This is a genomic window from Bradyrhizobium sp. S69 (genome assembly GCF_009766005.1).
Lineage (GTDB): Bacteria > Pseudomonadota > Alphaproteobacteria > Rhizobiales > Xanthobacteraceae > Bradyrhizobium.
The window spans coordinates 101,011-120,681 of record NZ_LMUK01000010.1; the positions used below are offsets into that span (position 1 = coordinate 101,011).

General features: G+C 62.1%; 19 protein-coding genes. 2 read left to right on the top strand and 17 right to left on the bottom strand.

The genetic code is table 11. The features are described from left to right. Nucleotides 1–29 precede the first annotated feature (29 nt). Nucleotides 30–848, bottom strand: a complete 819-nt coding sequence (locus GSQ88_RS03715) for a tetratricopeptide repeat protein (protein WP_159006037.1) — start codon at nt 846–848, stop codon at nt 30–32. Next, a complete protein-coding gene (ilvD, locus tag GSQ88_RS03720) occupies nt 835–2,559 on the bottom strand; it encodes a dihydroxy-acid dehydratase (RefSeq protein ID WP_159006038.1) in 1,725 nt (574 codons plus the stop codon). Before ilvD ends, GSQ88_RS03715 begins: the two co-directional genes overlap by 14 nt. A gap of 1,284 nt (nt 2,560–3,843) precedes the next feature. On the opposite strand from ilvD, the gene GSQ88_RS03725 reads away from it, so the two are divergent. Then, entirely contained in the window at nt 3,844–4,632 is a 789-nt protein-coding gene (locus tag GSQ88_RS03725) for an alpha/beta fold hydrolase (RefSeq protein ID WP_159006039.1), read from the top strand. A gap of 41 nt (nt 4,633–4,673) precedes the next feature. Beyond that, nucleotides 4,674–5,744 carry a PAS domain-containing sensor histidine kinase gene (locus GSQ88_RS03730; RefSeq protein ID WP_159006108.1) on the top strand — a complete coding sequence of 357 codons (1,071 nt, stop codon included), beginning with the start codon at nt 4,674–4,676 and terminating at the stop codon, nt 5,742–5,744. A gap of 212 nt (nt 5,745–5,956) precedes the next feature. Here the strand turns inward: GSQ88_RS03730 and arsH are convergent, their stop codons facing one another. The 15 genes from arsH to GSQ88_RS03805 form a co-directional block, all read right to left on the bottom strand. Beyond that, the gene (arsH, locus tag GSQ88_RS03735; RefSeq protein WP_159006040.1) at nt 5,957–6,673 is read right to left on the bottom strand and encodes an arsenical resistance protein ArsH; all 717 of its coding nucleotides are present in this window, start codon (nt 6,671–6,673) and stop codon (nt 5,957–5,959) included. Then, on the bottom strand, nt 6,663–7,097 hold the full coding sequence (gene arsC / locus GSQ88_RS03740) for an arsenate reductase (glutaredoxin) (RefSeq protein WP_159006041.1): 435 nt from the start codon (nt 7,095–7,097) through the stop codon (nt 6,663–6,665). Before arsC ends, arsH begins: the two co-directional genes overlap by 11 nt. Further along, nucleotides 7,094–7,792: an aquaporin gene (locus tag GSQ88_RS03745; RefSeq protein WP_159006109.1), complete on the bottom strand. Its 699-nt coding sequence runs from the start codon at nt 7,790–7,792 to the stop codon at nt 7,094–7,096. The genes arsC and GSQ88_RS03745 overlap by 4 nt, the downstream gene beginning before the upstream one ends. Next, nucleotides 7,792–8,253 (bottom strand): ArsI/CadI family heavy metal resistance metalloenzyme, encoded by a 462-nt coding sequence (locus GSQ88_RS03750; protein WP_159006110.1) that lies wholly within the window; start codon nt 8,251–8,253, stop codon nt 7,792–7,794. The genes GSQ88_RS03745 and GSQ88_RS03750 overlap by 1 nt, the downstream gene beginning before the upstream one ends. A gap of 10 nt (nt 8,254–8,263) precedes the next feature. Continuing rightward, nucleotides 8,264–8,608: an ArsR/SmtB family transcription factor gene (locus GSQ88_RS03755; RefSeq protein ID WP_159006042.1), complete on the bottom strand. Its 345-nt coding sequence runs from the start codon at nt 8,606–8,608 to the stop codon at nt 8,264–8,266. Nucleotides 8,609–8,797: 189 nt separating this feature from the next. After that, entirely contained in the window at nt 8,798–9,052 is a 255-nt protein-coding gene (gene bufA2, locus GSQ88_RS03760; RefSeq protein WP_159006043.1) for a BufA2 family periplasmic bufferin-type metallophore, read from the bottom strand. A 185-nt stretch (nt 9,053–9,237) separates the two neighbouring features. Beyond that, entirely contained in the window at nt 9,238–10,077 is an 840-nt protein-coding gene (locus GSQ88_RS03765) for a c-type cytochrome (RefSeq protein ID WP_210253734.1), read from the bottom strand. Nucleotides 10,078–10,103: 26 nt separating this feature from the next. Further along, nucleotides 10,104–11,933 (bottom strand): pyrroloquinoline quinone-dependent dehydrogenase, encoded by a 1,830-nt coding sequence (locus GSQ88_RS03770; RefSeq protein WP_159006045.1) that lies wholly within the window; start codon nt 11,931–11,933, stop codon nt 10,104–10,106. A gap of 164 nt (nt 11,934–12,097) precedes the next feature. Next, a complete protein-coding gene (locus GSQ88_RS03775; protein WP_159006046.1) occupies nt 12,098–13,069 on the bottom strand; it encodes a tripartite tricarboxylate transporter substrate binding protein BugD in 972 nt (323 codons plus the stop codon). A 183-nt stretch (nt 13,070–13,252) separates the two neighbouring features. Then, complete coding sequence (locus GSQ88_RS03780) at nt 13,253–14,494, bottom strand: threonine synthase (protein WP_159006047.1); 1,242 nt, start codon at nt 14,492–14,494, stop codon at nt 13,253–13,255. Between the two features lie 121 nt (nt 14,495–14,615). Then, nucleotides 14,616–16,037: a dihydrolipoyl dehydrogenase gene (gene lpdA / locus GSQ88_RS03785; protein WP_159006048.1), complete on the bottom strand. Its 1,422-nt coding sequence runs from the start codon at nt 16,035–16,037 to the stop codon at nt 14,616–14,618. 65 nt (nt 16,038–16,102) lie between these two features. Beyond that, nucleotides 16,103–16,531 carry a hypothetical protein gene (locus GSQ88_RS03790; protein WP_159006049.1) on the bottom strand — a complete coding sequence of 143 codons (429 nt, stop codon included), beginning with the start codon at nt 16,529–16,531 and terminating at the stop codon, nt 16,103–16,105. 33 nt (nt 16,532–16,564) lie between these two features. Continuing rightward, a complete protein-coding gene (locus GSQ88_RS03795; protein WP_159006050.1) occupies nt 16,565–17,923 on the bottom strand; it encodes a pyruvate dehydrogenase complex dihydrolipoamide acetyltransferase in 1,359 nt (452 codons plus the stop codon). A 2-nt stretch (nt 17,924–17,925) separates the two neighbouring features. Next, nucleotides 17,926–18,231: a DUF5076 domain-containing protein gene (locus tag GSQ88_RS03800; RefSeq protein WP_159006051.1), complete on the bottom strand. Its 306-nt coding sequence runs from the start codon at nt 18,229–18,231 to the stop codon at nt 17,926–17,928. A 3-nt stretch (nt 18,232–18,234) separates the two neighbouring features. Then, nucleotides 18,235–19,662, bottom strand: coding sequence for a pyruvate dehydrogenase complex E1 component subunit beta (locus GSQ88_RS03805; RefSeq protein ID WP_159006052.1), 1,428 nt, complete (start codon nt 19,660–19,662; stop codon nt 18,235–18,237). Nucleotides 19,663–19,671: the final 9 nt, after the last annotated feature.

The window sequence follows — 19,671 nt, forward strand, 5'->3', positions numbered from 1 at the left end:
CCCACCCTACGATCGATCACGGCAATAGATCAGTCCCGGCGGCCTTGCACCCAGTGCTCGAGCATCTGCAGCGCCATCACGCGGTCATCGTCGGACGCGCGTGCGTAGGCCTGATTGTAGTTTTCCTTGATCCAGGTCTCGTCCTGCGTCGCGTTGGCGAGTGCCAGGGTCAGCCACATCAGGCCACGGGCGGCCTGGCGCGGCAACCGATTGCCGTCGAACAGCATCTGGCCGAGCATGGCCTGGGCCTGATGCTGGCCCTTCTGGGCGGCAAGGCCGAGCCAGCGTGCGCCATAGCGGAAATCGTCCCGCGAGGTGCCGCCGCCGTTGAGGTACAGCCGCGCGAGATCATATTGCGCATCGGCATTGCCGAAATACGAGGCGGCGTAGGAGAACATCTCCCGCGCCCGCTCCGGATCGGACTTGATCTTCGAATTGGGAATGCCGTTGAGATAATAGCGCCCCAACGCCACAAAGGCGTCGGCGACGACACTGGCCTGCGGCGCCGACGGGCTGTCTTCGGCATGGGCATTGGCGATGCGGCTGAAATATTCAAAGGCGCGCAAATCGTCCTGGGTGACCCCGTTACCGTCGGCATACATCCGCCCCAGTTTCCACTGCGCGATCGGATGACCGCCTTCGGCGGCATATTGCAGCGAGGTCAGCGAACTGTCCTGCGCCAGCGGGGGAACCGTTTTTTTCAGGGCGGCGGCAGACCCGGGCAGCGCCGAGACCACGGGTATCGTCGCATCCTGGTTGGCGGGCGCGCCGTCGAAGGCGAATCCCAGCGAGGCCACCGGTGTGGCCCCTAGCACCAACGCTAAAATGATACGCCTAGATGTCCGCATAACACTGTTTCTCGTACGCACCACCTGGATGGGTCACTGCACCATCCACCGCCGGCCCAACCTGCTGGGCATATTTCCATAGAGCGCCTGACGTATGGTTGGTCTCGCGGGGCTGCCATTTGGTCTTACGTTCGGCCAGCTCCGCGTCGTTCAACTTTACGTTAAGAGTCCCGACCTCAGCGTCGATTTCGATGATATCGCCGTCCCGCAGCAGCGCGATCGGGCCGCCGACCGCCGCCTCCGGCCCGACATGGCCGATGCAGAAGCCGCGGGTGGCGCCGGAGAACCGGCCATCGGTGATCAGTGCGATTTTACCGCCCATGCCCTGCCCGGTCAGCGCTGCCGTGGTCGAGAGCATTTCCCGCATGCCGGGACCGCCGCGCGGCCCCTCATAGCGGATCACGATAACCTCACCCTCTTTGTAGGTTTTCTTCTGGACCGCCTCGAAAGCATCCTCTTCGCGGTCAAAGCAGCGGGCCGGACCGGTAAACTTCAAGTTCGACATGCCCGCGACTTTCACGATCGCACCTTCTGGAGCGAGATTCCCCTTCAGGCCCACCACGCCACCTGTGACGGTGATCGGCTTGTCGGCGGAACGCACCACGTCCTGGTGCGGATTCCATTTCACGCTTTTGAGGTTTTCGGCGATCGTGCGGCCAGTGACGGTTAAGCAATCCCCGTGCAGGTGGCCATTGTCGAGCAGCGTTTTCATCAGAAGCGGTATGCCACCAACTTCAAACATGTCTTTGGCGACATAACGGCCACCCGGTTTCAAATCCGCGACATAAGGAGTCTTTTTGAAGATTTCGGCGACGTCGAACAGATTGAATTTGATTCCGCATTCGTGCGCGATCGCCGGCAGGTGCAGTGCAGCATTGGTCGAGCCACCGGAGGCCGCCACCACCGCCGCGGCGTTTTCCAGCGCCTTGCGGGTGACGATGTCGCGCGGGCGGATATTCAACGCGATCAGCTCCATCACCTTTTCGCCGGCGGTGGTGCAAAACGCGTCGCGGATTTCATAAGGCGCCGGCGCGCCCGCCGAATAGGGCAGCGCCAGCCCGATCGCCTCGGAGACGGTCGCCATGGTGTTGGCGGTGAATTGTGCGCCGCACGCCCCAGCCGACGGACAGGCCACCCGCTCGATTTCGTCGAGATCCTCGTCGGACATCTCGCCGACCGAATGCTTGCCGACGGCTTCGAACATGTCCTGCACCGTGACCTGCTGGCCCCGGAAATTGCCGGGCAGGATCGAGCCGCCATAGATGAAGATCGAGGGCACGTTGAGCCGCACCATCGCCATCATCATTCCCGGCAGCGACTTGTCGCAGCCGGCGAGCCCGACAAGGGCGTCGTAGGCATGGCCGCGCATGGTCAGCTCGACCGAATCGGCGATGCATTCGCGCGACGGCAGCGACGAGCGCATGCCGTCATGGCCCATCGCGATGCCGTCGGTCACGGTGATGGTGCAGAATTCGCGCGGGGTGCCGCCGGCGGAGGCGACGCCCTTCTTGACCGCCTGGGCCTGACGCATCAGCGAGATGTTGCAGGGCGCGGCTTCATTCCAGCACGAGGCCACGCCGACGAACGGCTGGTGGATCTGCTGGGTCGTCAGCCCCATCGCGTACAGATACGACCGATGCGGCGCGCGCTCCGGACCTTCCGTCACGTGACGGCTCGGCAGCTTCCCCTTGATATTGGTCTTGGCGTCCATCGCGACCCTGTTTCCCCAGCCGATTTTTGCTTCGCTTTCGCGGGCAGCTAGCTGGTTATTTCTTGCGAAAGATCATTTCATGGAGGGGTGTGGCTAAAAAGCGGCGCGGACAAGAACTGCCTGTGATAAGGGTTAAATCTTCACCTAGTGTTGCGGCCGCGCAACAATCGTGGCCCGAGGGCAACCATCTGGAACGCTTCCAAGGCAAGCTTTCAAGTTGAGCTTTTTCAGGGATGCTCGGAATCGGCCCGAGTAAAGGCCTCGCCCAGGGCATCGCGTCTGCACGCTGCGCGGGCTGCCCCTGCCCGGCCTCCACCGTCGTCGTCCCCGCGAAGGCGGGGACCCATACGCCGTGTGTTCTCTTTTCGGCAATGTGGCGGATGCCTTCCTTCACAACCCACGCCAGGGGCTATGGGTCCCGGCCCCTTACGCGCAATTGCGCGCTAGGCCGGGACGACGTGGATGGGTGATCGCGATTCACACACTTCCGCATTCTCGCGACACACTGCGCCCGAGCTTTGCAAATCGTTTCGCCCCAAAAAAAGAGAGGGCGCAGGGAAGACCGGGTGCGCGCTGCACCCGAGGTCTCATGTGCAAAGGCAAACAAAAAAACGCACATGAGCATACAGGTTCAGCGGAAGCAGTCCGGCCTTCCCTGCGCAATGGCTTTACGACTTATTCCGTGCTCTCCCCGGCGAGACCAGGCTTGCTTGTCACCGTCGCCTTGCAGATGTTGGCGCATCGTTAGCCCGGTCGGGCGGATGCACCTCTACAAGACTTGACGCCAACCATTGGGGCGTCAGGACCACACGATTTCGCCGTACGCGCTTGCCTCGTTCGTCCTGCGCGCCGGTTGTTCGCTCACAGCCCCGAAGAGCCGCCCTGCGAAACCATGCGCGCGCGAGCCACCGCGTCCACCGCATCCCACCGCGCGTTTCGTGACGATCGCGAGCCGCCCCTCGTTCGGGTGAGACAGGCGTAATTAGGAAGATGATTTGCCTTGCGAAGGAAGTGAATTATTTTTTGCGTACGGTCTGGACAGGGCAAATCACGTTGAAAAGGCCGAAGAAATTAGATTTTAGGAGCGAGGGAACGAGCGGTTGAAAATGACCGTTTAGGGCTTACGCAACGCGCATTTTGGAACCGGAGGGATTCTGTTTTGCGTGGCTTAAATCCTTGCCACTGCTCTAACGACCGTTAACGGACGTACACTTTCCCTCTGTCTCAAAAGCTGGCAGAAACGCGGGAAGGGTTTTGGCGGGTGCTATGTTGAGAGTAAGCATCATGGGCGTTATCGAACGAAACAATGTCCATGTTCAGGGATCGGGCGAGCGAACCATGGTGTTTGCCCATGGGTTCGGGTGTGATCAGAATATGTGGCGGTTCGTGGAACCTGCCTTTGAAGGCGAGTTCAGGACGATCTTGTTCGACCACGTTGGCGCTGGCGGGTCCGACCTGAAAGCCTACGACAAAACCAAATATTCGACGCTCGCAGGCTACGCCGACGACGTGGTCGAGATGGGCTGCGAACTTGGTTTAAGGGATGCTGTCTTCGTCGGCCATTCGGTGAGCTGCATGATCGGCGTGTTGGCGGCACAAAAAGCGCCGGGGATGTTCGGAAAACTAGTCTTGGTGGGGCCTTCAGCCCGCTACATCGACGATGGTGACTACGTCGGCGGCTTTAGCGAAAAGCAGATCGAGGAGCTTTTGCAGTTTCTTGAAGCCAATCACATGGGCTGGTCCGCTCAGATGGCACCGGCAATTATGGGGAACCCGGATCGTCCCGAACTCGGTGCGGAATTGACTAACAGCTTCTGCCGAACCGATCCCGAAATCGCCAAAGCGTTTGCGCGGGTCACCTTCAAGTCCGACAACCGCGAGGACTTGGCCAAGGTTGATATCCCGACGCTGATACTTCAATGCAGCGACGACATCATTGCTTCTAAAGAGGTTGGCGAATTTGTACATAAAGGTATCCCCAACAGCAAAATAATGCTTTTGGAGGCAACCGGCCATTGTCCCAATCTCAGCGCTCCCGATGAAGTTAACGCTGCCATGCGAACGTTCGTCTGAGCCGCTCGGTGGACGACCCTCGGATCGATGATTTCCAGGACATGTTCGAGAATTCGCCCTGCGGCTACATCACGCTGCAGACCAACGGTCGTATCGCGCGTGTGAACACGACGCTGTTAAGGTGGATCGACCGCACCGCTGACGAGATGATCGGCAAGCGGCTCAGTGATTTCCTCAACATGGCGGGCCGCATTTATTACGAAACCCACATCGCGCCATTGCTGCGAATGCAGGGTTTTTTCAACGAGTTCGCGCTTGATATGGTGACGGCAGCCGGCGAACCGATCCAGATGATCTGCAATGCGTTGGAAGGTCGAGATGCCGCAAGCAAACCGGTGTTTACCCGGATTGCTCTGCTGAAGGCCACAGATCGACGGCGCTATGAAAATGAGCTCTTGAAGGCTCGCGAGGCCGCAAAGGTTAGTTTGGCGAGCGAACGCGAGACTTCGGAGTTACGAGAGCAATTTATTGCCGTACTTGGTCATGATCTTCGTAACCCTCTCGCATCGATAAGCGCAGGGGCACGGATACTCGGGCGAGATGCCAAGACCGAAAAAGAGCACCAAGTCGTGGCGATGTTGCAGACGACCGTCATGCGTATGGCAACGCTGATTGATAACGTGCTCGACTTTGCGCGTGGACGACTTGGCGGAGGCATCACCCTTGATCGGAACGCCCGCAAACCGCTTGAGCCCGTGCTGCATCAGGTTATCGATGAATTGCGACTGTCTTCGCCGGATCGACAGATCGAAGCAGAGTATGCAATCGATAGCCCTGTGGATTGCGATAGGACCCGAATTGGGCAGCTTGTTTCCAATCTCGTTGGCAATGCCCTCAGTCATGGGTCCGCCAAGGAACCCGTTCGTGTGCGTGCGGAGACTCTGGACGGCCTGTTCAGACTGTCCGTTGCGAATAGCGGTGAACCCATCCCCCAAGCCGCAATGGAAAAGCTATTCGAGCCGTTCTTCCGGGGTGAAGTGCGCGCAAGCAGGCAAGGGCTGGGGCTCGGATTGCACATTGCCTCGCAAATCGCGAAGGCTCACGAGGGTGTCCTGACCGTGACCTCAATGCCGGACGAAACCAGGTTCACGTTCGTGATGCCACTTCGATGATAGCTCGGGCGGATTAGTTAGCCGAAGGCGTAATCCGCCGCCATGTCGCTAGATTTCACGAGCGGTCCTGCACGAGCAGTTGCATCGCGTTTGCCGGCTCATGTCGATCAGCGAATAGATATCGCGACCGAATACAAGATGGCGGATTATGCCTTCCGCCTTCGCGCGTTGCGCTACGACGGACGGGGTCGGCCAATCCACCCTACAGGCTGTCACAGAGCCCTATCGAGCCGCAGGCGGCGGGCCAGTGTCTCGGTCTTTTCCTTCCTCTCGCTATAGCGATCGGTCAGGTAGGAAGAAATCCCGCGCGTCAGCAGGGTGAATTTCACCAGTTCCTCCATCACGTCGACGACGCGATCATAGTAGGAGGACGGTTTCATGCGGCCATCGTCTTCAAATTGCTCATAAGCTTTCGCGACTGACGACTGGTTCGGGATCGTGATCATGCGCATCCAGCGGCCGAGCACCCGAAGCTGGTTGATGGCGTTGAATGATTGCGACCCGCCGCTCACCTGCATGACGGCGAGAGTCTTGCCCTGTGTGGGTCGGACCGCGCCGATGGACAGCGGTATCCAGTCGATCTGCGCCTTCATGATCCCGGTCATTGAGCCATGACGCTCAGGGCTGCACCAGACCTGCCCTTCGGACCACGCGGACAGCTCGCGCAGCTCCTGAACCTTCGGATGTTCGACGGGCGCGCCGTCCGGTAACGGCAACCCGGCGGGATCGAAGATGCGTGTCTCGGCGCCCATGGCATCCAGCAATCGCGCCGCTTCGAACGTGGCGAACCGACTGTAAGAACGTTCTCGCAAAGATCCGTAGAGCAACAGGATGCGCGGGCGATGCTCCACGGCGGCCTGCCGCAGCGCTCCGGGAACCACAAAGGCAGCCGCTTCAACGTTCGGGAGGTCGATCAGATCAGACGGCATCGATGACCTCGCCATCTTCTTTGACGAACCGCCCGATGCGAGGGTTTGCCAGCAGGTCGAGCACGGCTTCCGATGGCCGGCACAGCCGGACCCCCTTCGGCGTAACGACGATCGGACGATTGATCAGGATCGGGTGCACCAACATGAAGTCGATAAGTTCTTCCTGGCTCCACTTGTCGTCATCAAGGCCCAACTCCGTGTAGGGCGTTCCCTTCTTGCGAAGCAGCGCGCGTGCCGGAATTGCCATGTCTTCGATAGGCATGTCTTCGATAAGCATGCCTTCGATCAGTTCAATCAGCCGTTGGCGCGAAGGCGGAGTTTTGAGATATTCGATAATGACCGGCTCGATGCCGCTTTGGCGGATCATGGCGAGGGTGTTGCGCGACGTGCCGCAACCCGGATTGTGATAGATGGTGACGCTCATAGTCTAGCCTCTGCACTCAGGACGGGCGCGCTTTCGCTCGCGCGTAGCAACCAGCTCATGATGAGAAGGCCGACAATGGCGCCGACGATTTCAGCCACGATGAAGCCCGGCAAATCTATCGGCCGGATTCCCGAAAACGTATTCGTGAGGGATCGGGCGATGGCCACGGCGGGGTTGGCGAACGACGTGGAGGCCGTAAACCAGTAAGCGGCCGTGATGTAGAGCCCCACCAGCCAAGGCACGGCATCGCGCTGGAACCGGATGCCGCCAAGGATGGTTGCGATCAGTCCAAAGGCTGCAACGGCCTCGGCGAACCATTGAGCGCCGCCCGTGCGCGCCTTCAATGACGCACCGAGCAACGGAAGCCCGAACATCAGGTGCGCCGTCACCGTGCCCGCGATGCCACCGGCAATCTGGGCGATCGTGTACCCTGCGGCGTCGGCAGCGCTCAGCTCGCGCTTGAGTGCGAATACCAGCGAAACGGCGGGGTTGAAATGGGCGCCGGAAATCGGACCCAATACGGTGATCAGAACAACCAGAATGGCTCCCGTCGGCAGCGTATTGCACAGCAGCGCAACGGCGTTATCCCTGGTTAAGGTTTCGGCCATGATGCCGGAGCCGACCACGGTCGCAACCAGGAGCCCGGTTCCCAGTGCTTCAGCCGTCAGCCGCCGGGACAAGCCAAAGGCTGTCATCAACAGCACGGGGTTGCAGCGGCCTTCGGCGTGCAACACGCCAATTGCTTTTCATGCGCGATGCGAGCGGTCCGTTCGCCAGTGCCGTTGCCGTAGTCGATGCTCTCGCCGGTTGTCAGGAAAGTTTCCCAGGCGATGCCCGCGGGATCGTCGATCCATGACTTTTCCGATTTGGCATAGCAGCAAGCGGTTGCGCCTTGCTCGATGACATCGCCGCCGGCTTCCCGCAGGCGCTGGTAGACCTCATGCAATTCCGTGGCGTCCTCGACCTGGATGCCAAGATGGTCAAGGCCGGGCTCGCGGCCTCGGGTCGAGATGGCGAAGTTCACGCGCGGATCATCAAGCATCCATTTGGCGTAATCGGTTTTGACCACGGCGGGCTGCGCCGCGAACAGCGCGGAGTAGAAGCCAACCGACCGGGTTATGTCAGCTACGGCGACGTGAACATGCAGACGCTTCATGGGTTTCCTTTCAGGCTGAAATCCTGCTGCGCTTGCGCGCAGGCTTGCATTCGGCGGCAGGCAAGCATGGAGCGCCACCGCAGCAGTTGTCCGTCAGGTAGCCAAGCAGGGAGTTCATCGTTTCAAACTGGGCTGCATAAATCATGGAGCGGCCATCGCGGCGCACGGTCACGAGGCCCGCCGTCCGCAACCGGTCGAAGTGAAAAGTCAGCGTATTGGGTGCGAGGTCGAGGGCGGTTGCAACCGCACCAGCCGGCATGCCTTCGGGGCCTGCCTCGACCAGCAATCGAAAGACGTCCAGGCGGTTATCCTGAGCGAGTGCGGCCAAGGCTGCGACGACATCCGGCTTTTTCATATTTCAATGAATATTGAAATGACAAATGACCGTCAAGGGTTATTTCAGTAATTGTTGAAATGATAGAACTCGTAGCAACCATTAAAAGCTCAGCGTCGGCCTGAACGTCAGCCGTCAAAACAACGGCCTCAGATCCGAGTTGGACCGAGGCCGTCTTGAGCGTGTCGCGATCGTCGCGAGGGGCCGAACTTAGCCCGCCTTGAACTTGCCTTTGGCGGCGACGCAATCTGCCTTGCTCATCGAGGTAAAGCCCTGGCCCTTGCAGGCGTTTGCCCCGGGACCGGGAGACTTGCCGCCCTTGCAGGCGCTCTGACCCTTGCAGGCGTTCGCACCCATGCAATGGCCGTCAGCGGCCTGTGCGACGGTTGACATGCTCATACCGGCGAGAAACAGGGTGGCGGCGGCTGCTGCGATGGCGGCACCGGACTTGGAAGTGACCTTCATAAGCGCTCTCCGAATGGAACTTGTTACGAATGCATCGGCTCTGGCCCCCAAAAAGGGGCGACAAAGCTGCATCCTGACCAAGCTACGCGCGAGATCGCCTTTGGTTACACCCGCGGACAGAATATTTTGCTCGCGAGCCCGTCAAGCGCGCTTTCGCGATCGGGACATGGCACGAGCGCCGCGGCTTACGGGCCGCGCTTGAGGCTCATCGCCTGTTGCGCGGGCGTGTCGGGCGGCAATTCCTTGTCGCCCTTGGGATAGCCGTTGGCATCGAGCAGGAAGGCCGCGAGGGCGGCGTAGCTCTGGTCGGTCAGGCTACCCGGACGGTCCGGCGGCATCTTGGCCTTCATGAAGGCCACCAGCGCCGCCACCGAGCCTCCGCCCCAATGCTTGCTGAAATACGATCCGTTCAGCGGCGCACCGCCGAATTCGCCATTGTCGAGCGTGTCGCCGTGGCATTGGACGCAGCGATCCACATAGATGTCGGAGCCATGCGTTACCTGGTCCGCGGTGAAACTGACCGGTGACGTGGCTGCGGTCGCGGTCGCCGGGCTACCACCGCCGCCGGCCGTTGCGGCCCGCAGCGCATAGACCGCCGCCGATGTCAGTTCGGGTGTGCGCAAGGCTTTGATCTCATCGGCCGTGAAGGGCTTGAAGCTAGGAGGCAGTGACTTGCCGTTGTCCCAGGCGTTGCTGACATAGTTGAGCACGGCCGCGATGTCGTTGTCGCTCAGCGCCTGCCACGACGGCATGGCGCCGTCGTAATTGCCGCCGTTGACGGTGATCGCGCCCTCCAGCCCGAACAGCAGCACCTTGCCGATATAGATGCGGCCGTCCGCCGGCTTCAAAATATCAGCCACGTGCCCGGCGAGCGGCGGAAACGCGCCGGCGAGCCCCGTGCCGCCCGCCTGATGGCAGGCGGCGCAGTTGGCGGCATAGACGCCCGCCCCCGCATTCGCGCCGGTTTGCGCGTGCGCGGAAAATGCCGCCGCCACCACCATAGCGGCGGCGACGGCTGTGGTCACGCAACGGCGGAACGAGACTCGCTGCATCATTTGCCTTGCGGCAGCGCGAACACGAACAGCGCCGAGCCGCCGTCGGGAACGCCGATCTCGGGCGTCAGCGTCGCCAGCGAACGCGCCTGGCTGGAGCCGTTGCCGACCGCGACCGCGACATACTGCCGGCCCTTCACCTGATAGGTGATGGGAAAGGAGTTGACGATGTTGCTGGCACGCATCTGCCACAGGATCTTGCCGCTCTTGTCGTCATAGGCGCGGAAATAACGATCGAGCGCGCCGGAAAACACCAGCCCGCCGCCGGTGGCGAGCGCTGCCCCGGTCTGCGGCGCGCGGGTGCGGTCGGACCACACGGCCTTCTGGCTGAACAGGTCGACGCCATCCATGCGGCCGATATTGCCGTCGCTGTTGGGGATCTGCCGGCGCGCAAAGATCGCGCGGCTGCCGCCGGTGTAGCTCTTGCCCTGCTCGATCGGGATCGGCGTGGTGTCCGAGCAGTACTCGTTCAGCGGAATGTACAGCATGTGCGTGCGCGGGCTGTAGGCGGTGGCAGGCCAGCCGCGGCTGCCGGGATCGGCCGGGCAGTTGGTGGTGGTCTTGCCGATATGCGGCACGGCATCCGGGTTGATGGTCTTGGCGCCGGTCTTCGAATCGATCGCCGAGACCACGTTCTGGTACACGGTCGGCTTGGACCACAGCCATTGGCCGTTGGTGCGGTCGAGCACCTCGATGATGCCGAGCTTGCCCACCGTCACCATCGCCTTGCGCACCTTGCCGTCGACGGGAATGTCGACCAGCACGCGCTCATAGGCGTAGTCGAGGTCCCAGGTGTCGTTTTGAAGGTGCTGGTAGTACCACTTCAGCTTGCCGGTATGGGGATCGAGCGCCAGCGTGGAATCGGTGTACAGCGCGTCATTATTGGCGCCGTCTTTCTTCGGCAGCAGGCCGCCGATTTCGGCGATGTGGGGATAGGGCTGGCCGACGCCGAGGAACAGCGTGTCGGTGTCGGGGTCGTAGCTGCCCGAGTTCCAGGTCGAGGCGCCGAAGCGCTTGTCCAGCGGCAGGCCGTTCCAGCTATCGCCGCCGGGTTCGCCCGGTTGTGCCACGGTGTGGAAGCGCCACAGCTCCTTGCCGGTGTCGATGTCGTGGCCGGTGATGAAGCAGCCGCCGGGGTTGGCGTTGCCGCAGCCGGTCATGCCCTGCACGATGACGTTGGAAGCCACCAGCGGGCCGCCGGTGTAGCGCCAGCCCTTCTTGTAGTCCTCGGTCTCGTGGTCCCAGATCACCTTGCCGGTCTTCATGTCGAGCGCGATGATGTGGGCGTCGGTGGTGGCGACGATCAGCTTGTCGTCGACCATCGCCATGTTGCGCTTGGCGCCGTTGTTGCCGTTCTGGCGCGCGACCTCGGGCGGGATGTCGCGTTTGTATTCCCACAGAAGTTCACCGTTGGTGGCGTCGAGCGCCTGCACCTTGTCGAGATAATTGTAGAGGAACAGCACGCCGTCATGGACCATCGGCGTGGTCTCGGTGGCCCCCGGCGTCATCGCCCAGCTCCAGGCCACCGTGAGGTTCTTGACGTTGCCGGTGTCGATCTGCTTCAGCGGGCTGTAGCCCCAGGCATCATAGGTACGCCGCCACATCAGCCAGTCATTGTCCGGCGGATTGAGCAGCATCTTCGCGGGCACCGGGGTCAGCGCACGCAGCGGACCGTCATGCGGCGGCGGGGTCACTTGGGCGGGCGTCTGCTGCGCGGACTGCGCCGCGGCCAACGACAGGCCCAGCCCGAGCGCGCCGGCAGCCACCGCGCCGGCGCCGAACCAACGTCCCATCCAGTTTGCAACCGGCCTTTGCGTGGGCGTGTTCATGTTGGTTTCCCCTGATTGTTGTTGTTCTGTTGTTGGACTGGCGGATGCGTCGGCCGATCGCGGCTCACGCGATATGTCCGCACCTGTATAACGGACCGCGCGCAGGTCCCGTCATAGGGCCAGCGCATCGCAGTCATGTGACGGCATGCAAGCGCGCGCGCCGTTCACTCCATCTTGATGTTGGCGGACTTGATCATCGGCCACCATTTTGCAATCTCGGCTTTCTGCCAAGCGCCGAGCGCTTCCGGCGAGAGCTGATCCTTCGGCGGCATATCGAGGCCGAGATCGCCGAGCTTCTTGCGCACCGCCGGATCGCTCAACGCCTCCACCGCGGCGCCGTTGAGTTTGGTCACGATGTCGTTCGGGGTGTCCTTGGGCACCCAAAAACCCGACCACAGCGTCATGTGAAATCCCGGCAGGCCCGCCTCGTCGGTGGTCGGAATCTCGGGCGCGGAATCGACGCGCTTGTCGGCGGTGATGGCATAGGCGCGAATGGTCCCTGCCCGCACCTGGGCGATCGAATTGGAAGTCTGGTCGACGATGATGTCGATCTGTCCGGCGACGAGGTCGGTCAGCGCCGGTGCGGTGCCGCGATACGGCACGTATTGCAGCTTGATGCCGGTGATGTTTTCAAAATACAGCCCGGCGATATGGCTGCCGGAACCGGCGCCTGCGGTGCCGGCGGTCGGCGGCGTCGGTTTGGACTTCAGCCAGGCCAGCAATTCCTGCAAGGTCTTGGCGGGAATCGTGTTCTTGCTGACGATGATCATCGGGTTGCTCGGCAGCATCACCACCGGCTCGAGATCGGTCACGAGGTCGTAGCCGAGCTTGTAGATCGCGCCGTTGGCGACGTTGGTGCCGAGATGGCCGAAGCCGATGGTGTAGCCATCCGCCGGCGAGCGCACCACCCGGCCGACGCCGAGCGAGCCGCCCGCGCCCGTGACGTTCTCGATCAGGATGGTTTGGCCCAGCGACCGCTGCATCCGCTCGGCCAGCACCCGCGCCATCGCATCCGACGGGCCGCCGGCCGAGAACGGCACCACGATGGTGATCTGACGCGACGGGAAATTTTCGGCATGCGCGTTGCCGGCGAACGCCAGCAGCGCGGCTAATGCGGCCCACATCGTTCTTCGCATCACATTCTCCAGCGCGGCATGACGGCGACACAAACAGACGAGACAAACACAGCCGTCATCCTGAGGTGCGAGCCCTTGCGAGCCTCGAAGGATGGCCGCACGCACAGCGCCGAACAACATCCTTCGAGGCTCGCTACGCTCGCACCTCAGGACGACGTCGGAATTTTCCTCAGGCCAAGGCTTTTACAACTTCGCGTAGTCGATCGGTTTGTGCCGATCGAGCGTGCGGGTCACCGGCGGCAACGGGTATTTCAGCCCGGTGGCGCAATTGAACAGCATCACGCGATCGTTCTTGCCGACGCGGCCTTCGCTGAGACTTTGCTTGTAGGCCGCATAGGTCGCAGCCCCCTCCGGGCACAACAGCAGGCCTTCCTCGCGCGCGACTTCGTTGAGCGCCGCCGAAATCTTGGCGTCGTCGACCGCGATGGCAAACCCCTTGCTCTCGCGTACCGCGCGCAGGATCAGAAAATCCCCGACTGCCTGCGGCACCCTTATGCCGGAGGCGATGGTGTGGGCGTCCTCCCAGCGCGGCGCATGCTCCGTGCCGTTCTCGAAGGCGCGCACCATCGGCGCGCAGCCGGAGGCCTGCACCGCCACCATCCGCGGCCGCTTGGCGCCGATGAAGCCGATCGCCTCAAGTTCGGCGAACGCCTTCCACATCCCGATCAAACCCGTACCGCCGCCGGTCGGATAGAAGATCACGTCGGGCACGTCCCAGTCGAGTTGCTCGGCGAGCTCCAGCCCCATCGTCTTCTTGCCTTCGATCCGGTACGGCTCCTTCAAGGTCGAGGTATCGAACCAGCCGGCTTTTGCTTTGCCTTCGCCGACGATCTTGCCGCAATCGTCGATCAGGCCGTTGACGCGGTAAACCGTCGCGCCCTGCAACTCGATCTCGCTGACATTGACCTCGGGCGTATCGGCGGGACAAAAAATCGTGGTCCGGATGCCGCAAGAGGTGGCGTAGGCCGCCAGCGCGGCGCCTGCATTGCCATTGGTCGGCATCGCCATGTGCTTGATGCCGAGCGCCTTGCCCATCGACACCGCCATCACCAGGCCGCGGGCCTTGAACGAGCCGGTCGGCAACCGCCCCTCATCCTTGACGATGATCTCGCCGCCGCCGATCTTTTTGGACAGCTTAGGCAGGCGAATGAGCGGCGTCGTGACCTCGCCGAGGCTGACGATGTCGCTGACCTTGCGCACCGGCAGCATCTCGCGGTAGCGCCACAGATCGGCCGGCCGCGCCTTCAGCGCGTCCTTGGTCAGCGCCTTCTTCACGCCGGCGAGGTCGTACCGCACCAATAGCGGCTTGCCGGCTTTCGACAGGTTATGGATCTGATCGGCGGGATAATGATCGCCCTCCATCGCGCATTCGAGATGGGTCACGAAAGTGGGGCGCTCGATCGTCAGATTGTCGTTGTCTTTCACGGGCGTTGTTCTTTCTTGTTTTCCGTCATTGCCGGGCTTGACCCGGCAATCCATCCCCTAGGATCAAATGTTTTTAGATGGATGCGCGGGTCAAGCCCGCGCATGACGAGTTACCGTTACGCTACATATTCAGCGCTTGGCCGTAGGCGTCGAGCACGGCTTCCTTCATGGTTTCGGAAATGGTGGGATGCGGGAAGATCGTGTGCATCAATTCTTCCTCGGTGGTCTCTAGGTTCATCGCCACCACAAAGCCCTGGATCAGTTCGGTGACTTCCGAACCGACCATGTGCGCGCCGAGCAACTGGCCGGTCTTCTTGTCGAACACCACCTTGACCAGACCCTGGTCCTCGCCCTGCGCGATCGCCTTGCCGTTGCCGACGAACGGAAAACGTCCGACGCGAATTTCGTGCCCGGCTTCCTTGGCTTTGGCTTCGGTCAGACCGACCGAGGCTATCTGCGGATGACAATAGGTGCAGCCGGGAATCAGCAGCTTGTCCATCGGATGCGGATGCATGCCCTTGATGGCTTCGACGCAGATCACGCCCTCATGCTCGGCCTTGTGCGCCAGCATTGGCGGTCCCGCGACGTCGCCGATCGCGTAGATACCCGGCACATTGGTCTTGCCAAACGGATCGATCACGATGCAGCCGCGCTCGGTCTTGACGCCCAGTTTTTCCAGCCCAAAACCTTCGATGTTGCCGACCACACCCACCGCCGAGATCACCCGGTCGAATTCGACGGTCTGCGGCTTGCCCTTGCCGTCATCGATGGTGGCGACCACGCTGTCGCTCTTTTTCTCCAGCTTCGTCACCTTGGTGCCGGACAAGATCTTGATGCCCTGCTTCTCGAACTGCTTGCGCGCGACGCCGGCAATCTCGGCATCCTCGACGGGGAGGATCTGCGGCAGCACCTCGACCACCGTCACCTCGGCGCCCATGGTGCGATAGAACGAGGCAAACTCGATGCCGATGGCGCCCGAACCGACGACGAGCAGCGACTTCGGCATCTTGTCCGGCACCATCGCCTCGAAATAGGTCCAGACCAGTTTCTTGTCCGGCTCGAGGCCGGGCAACGCCCGCGGACGCGCGCCGGTCGCAACGATGATGTGCTTGGCCTGATAGGCGCCCTCGCCCAGCGCGCCCTTGGGCGCTGCGGCTTCGGATTTTTTCACCGTGAATTTGCCGGGCGCATCGAGCGTCGCTTCGCCCCAGATGATTGTGATCTTGTTCTTCTTCATCAGGAATTCGACGCCGCCATTGAGGCGCTTGACGACACCGCGCGAACGCTCGACCACGGCCTTCGGGTCGAACGAGATATTGTCCGCCGACAACCCGTAGTCCTTGGCGTGCTTCATGTAGTGGTAGATTTCCGCCGAGCGCAGCAGCGCCTTGGTCGGAATGCAGCCCCAATTGTTGCAGATGCCGCCGAGATAGGATTTCTCGACGATCGCGGTCTTGAAACCAAGCTGCGCCGCACGGATCGCGGTGACATAGCCGCCGGGACCGGAGCCGATAACGACGATATCGAAGGATGTATCAGGCATGGCAGGCTCCCGTTAGCTCACGCACGCATCGTGCGGCGTCCGCATCAATTTTCGTTGTTCGGATTTCATGTGGAAGCGGCTTTCGCGAGGATGGCCTGCCGCGAGAAATATATATGCAGGATAAGCCATTGTACCAGCGCGACGGTCCAGAGCGGCGTGAACATCTGCACCATGCCGACGGTCTCGCGCAGCCAGTCGATGTTGTGGATGCCGTTATCGGCGACGCCGAGCACCACGATCAGAAACGGCACCAGCAACAGCACATAGAGCGCGCGCTTGAGGTGCCGCTCGCGATCCCGGCGCCAAACCGCGATGCCAAATAAAATCATGCTCAGGATCACATAAGTCAGCGTCAGCACCGCGCGAAACACCTCGCCAAGGCCGCGCCCGGCGGCATCGTCCCAATCCGGCAGCAACGACGCCGCGGCATAGACCAGGAGGCCGGCGACGGCCGAGGCGACAAAAGCCAGGATGAAAACTCCCGCGAGCCGCATGATCGCCCTTGTGAGCTGTGAAAGACGAGAGGCCTACACCATCATCATGACGGGGTTTTCGATCAGCATCTTGAACGCGCCGATCAGCTCCGCGCCGAGCGCGCCGTCGACCGCGCGATGATCGCAGGACAAGGTCACGCTCATGATGTGCGCGGCTTCGATCTTGCCAGCCCTCACGACGGCACGTTCCTCGCTGGTGCCGACCGCCAGGATGGTGGCGTGCGGCGGATTGATCACGGCGGTAAAATCCTTGATGCCGTACATGCCGAGATTGGAGATCGCGGTGGTGCCGCCCTGATATTCCTCGGGCTTGAGTTTGCGCGCCCGCGCCCGCGCCGCAAAGTCCTTCATCTCGGCCGAAATCGTCGACAGCGACTTGGTCTCGGCGTTGCGGATGATCGGGGTGATCAGGCCGCCCGGCATCGCCACCGCGACACCGATATCGGAATGCTTGTGCTTGAGCATGCCGGATTCGGTCCAGCTCACATTGCAATTGGGAATCCGCTGCAACGCGACCGCCATCGCCTTGATGACGAAGTCGTTGACCGACAATTTGTAGAGCGGCTTCTTTTCCTTGTCCTTGGGCGCCGAGGCATTGATCTCCTCGCGCGCCGCCAAAAGCTTGCCGATGTCGCAGTCCATCGTCAGATAGAAATGCGGAACGGTCTGCACCGATGCGGTCAGGCGCTGGGCGATGGTGCGACGCATGCCGTCATGCGGCACGATCTCGTAGCTGCCGGGTTCGAACAGAGCCAGGATCTGCTTGTCCGACATCGACGGCGCGATCGCAGGCGCGCCGGCGGATGGTGCTGCGGCCGGAGCCTTGAGGCCCTTGCCGGATTTGGCCTCCGCGACGTCGCGGGCGATGACGCGGCCGTGCGGACCCGAACCGGTGATGCGTCCGAGTTCGATGCCGGCTTCCTTGGCGAGACGCCGGGCCAGCGGTGACGAGAACGTGCGGTCGTGGCCATTGGCCTGCGCCGCAGGTGCGGCGGCTTTCGGTGCGGGAGCCGGCGCAGCGGCGGGAGCTGGGGCCTTCGCGGCCGGTGCGGCGGCAGCGGGTGCAGGCGCAGCGGCAGGTTTCGGGGCCGGTGCTTCGGCCGCTTTGGGCGCGGGTGCAGCCCCCGCTCCGGCCGCTTTCACATCCTCGCCGTCGCTGGCCAAGACCGCGATCACGTCATTGACCGGCACGTCCTGGGTGCCCTCGGGCACCAGGATCTTGGCGATCGTGCCTTCGTCGACCGCCTCGACCTCCATGGTCGCCTTGTCGGTCTCGATCTCGGCGATCACGTCGCCCGACTTGACCTTGTCGCCCTCTTTCTTGAGCCACTTGGCCAGATTGCCCTTTTCCATCGTGGGCGACAGCGCAGGCATGAGAATATTGATTGGCATTGTCAGTGACCTTGTTGCGACCGCGGCGTCGTGGTGCCCGTATCGGTCGGCCGCGCGATTTCGGCTTCGAACATGTCGACGATGCGCGTCAGCGCCTCGTCCTCGGTGTAGCCGCTCTCGCGCGCATACGCTCGAGCGGCGTGGCGCGCAATATCGACCAGGAGCAGGCCCCACATATCCGGCTCCTCGAACGCGCGCGTGAAGGCGATCGACAATCCGCCATCGATCACGAACGCGCGCAGCACTTCGGTGGCGTCATCGCGGTCCATCACATCCGGAGGCAATGGCTGCTCCTTGGGACCCGCCATGGCTCACCGATAGCAAACGGCTTTGGCGGCTTCGACCACCTCCGCCACCGAAGGTAATGCCAGCTTTTCGAGATTTGCCGCATATGGCATCGGCACGTCCTTGCCCGACACCCGCGCCACCGGCGCATCGAGATAATCGAACGCGTGCTCCATCAAGCGGGCGGCGATTTCGGCCCCGACGCCATTCTGCTGCCAGCCCTCTTCCACCGTCACGGCGCGGCCGGTCTTCTTCACGGAAGCGACAAGGGTATCGGTGTCCATCGGGCGCAGCGTGCGCAAATCGATCACCTCGGCCTCGATGCCTTCCTTGGCCAGCTCGTCGGCGGCCTTCAGCGCGTAGGACATTCCGTTCGACCAGGAGATGATCGTGACATGCGTACCGGTTCGCACCACGCGCGCCTTGCCGATCGGGATCACGTAATCGTCGAGCTTCGGGACTTCACCCGTATGGCCGTACAGCATTTCGTTTTCGAGGAAGATCACCGGATTGGGGTCGCGGATCGCAGCCTTCAGCAGGCCCTTGTAATCGGCGGCCGAATACGGCGCGACCACCTTGAGGCCGGGGACCTGGGAGTACCAGGACGAATAGTCCTGGCTATGCTGGGCCGCGACGCGGGCAGCGGCGCCGTTGGGCCCGCGGAACACGATCGCGCAGCCCATCTGGCCGCCCGACATGTACAGCGTCTTGGCGGCGGAATTGATGATCTGGTCCATCGCCTGCATGGCGAAATTGAAGGTCATGAATTCGACGATCGGCTTTAAGCCGGACATCGCGGCACCGACCCCGATGCCGGCAAAGCCGTGCTCGGTGATCGGCGTGTCGATCACGCGCCTTGCGCCGAATTCCTGCAACAGACCCTGGCTGACCTTGTAGGCGCCCTGATATTCGGCGACTTCTTCGCCCATCAGAAATACGTCCGGGTCACGCCGCATTTCCTCGGCCATGGCGTCGCGCAGCGCGTCGCGGATCGTCATCGTCACCATTTCCGTGCCCGCGGGTACTTCCGGATCGGGCTCGGCGGCGGCCTTCGGCGCGGCAGGCTTGCTCTCGGTAGATTTGGTTTCGGCAGATTTGGTTTCAGCCGGCGCCGACTTCGCTTCGGCGGCAGGCGCCTCGGCGGCCTTCTCTGGCGTTTTTTCCGGCTTGGGCGGCGCTGCCGCCACCTTGCCGAGATCGGCCGCACTCTCGCCATCCGACAAAATGGTTGCGATCGGGGTATTGACCGCGACGTCGTTGGTGCCTTCGGGGATCAGGATCTGGCCGAGCGTGCCTTCATCGGTGGCCTCGACTTCCATCGTCGCCTTGTCGGTCTCGATCTCGGCGATGACGTCGCCGGATTTGATCGTCTCGCCTTCCTTTTTCAGCCATTTGGCAAGGTTGCCCTTTTCCATGGTGGGCGACAGCGCAGGCATCAGCACTTGAATGGGCATATCGACTCC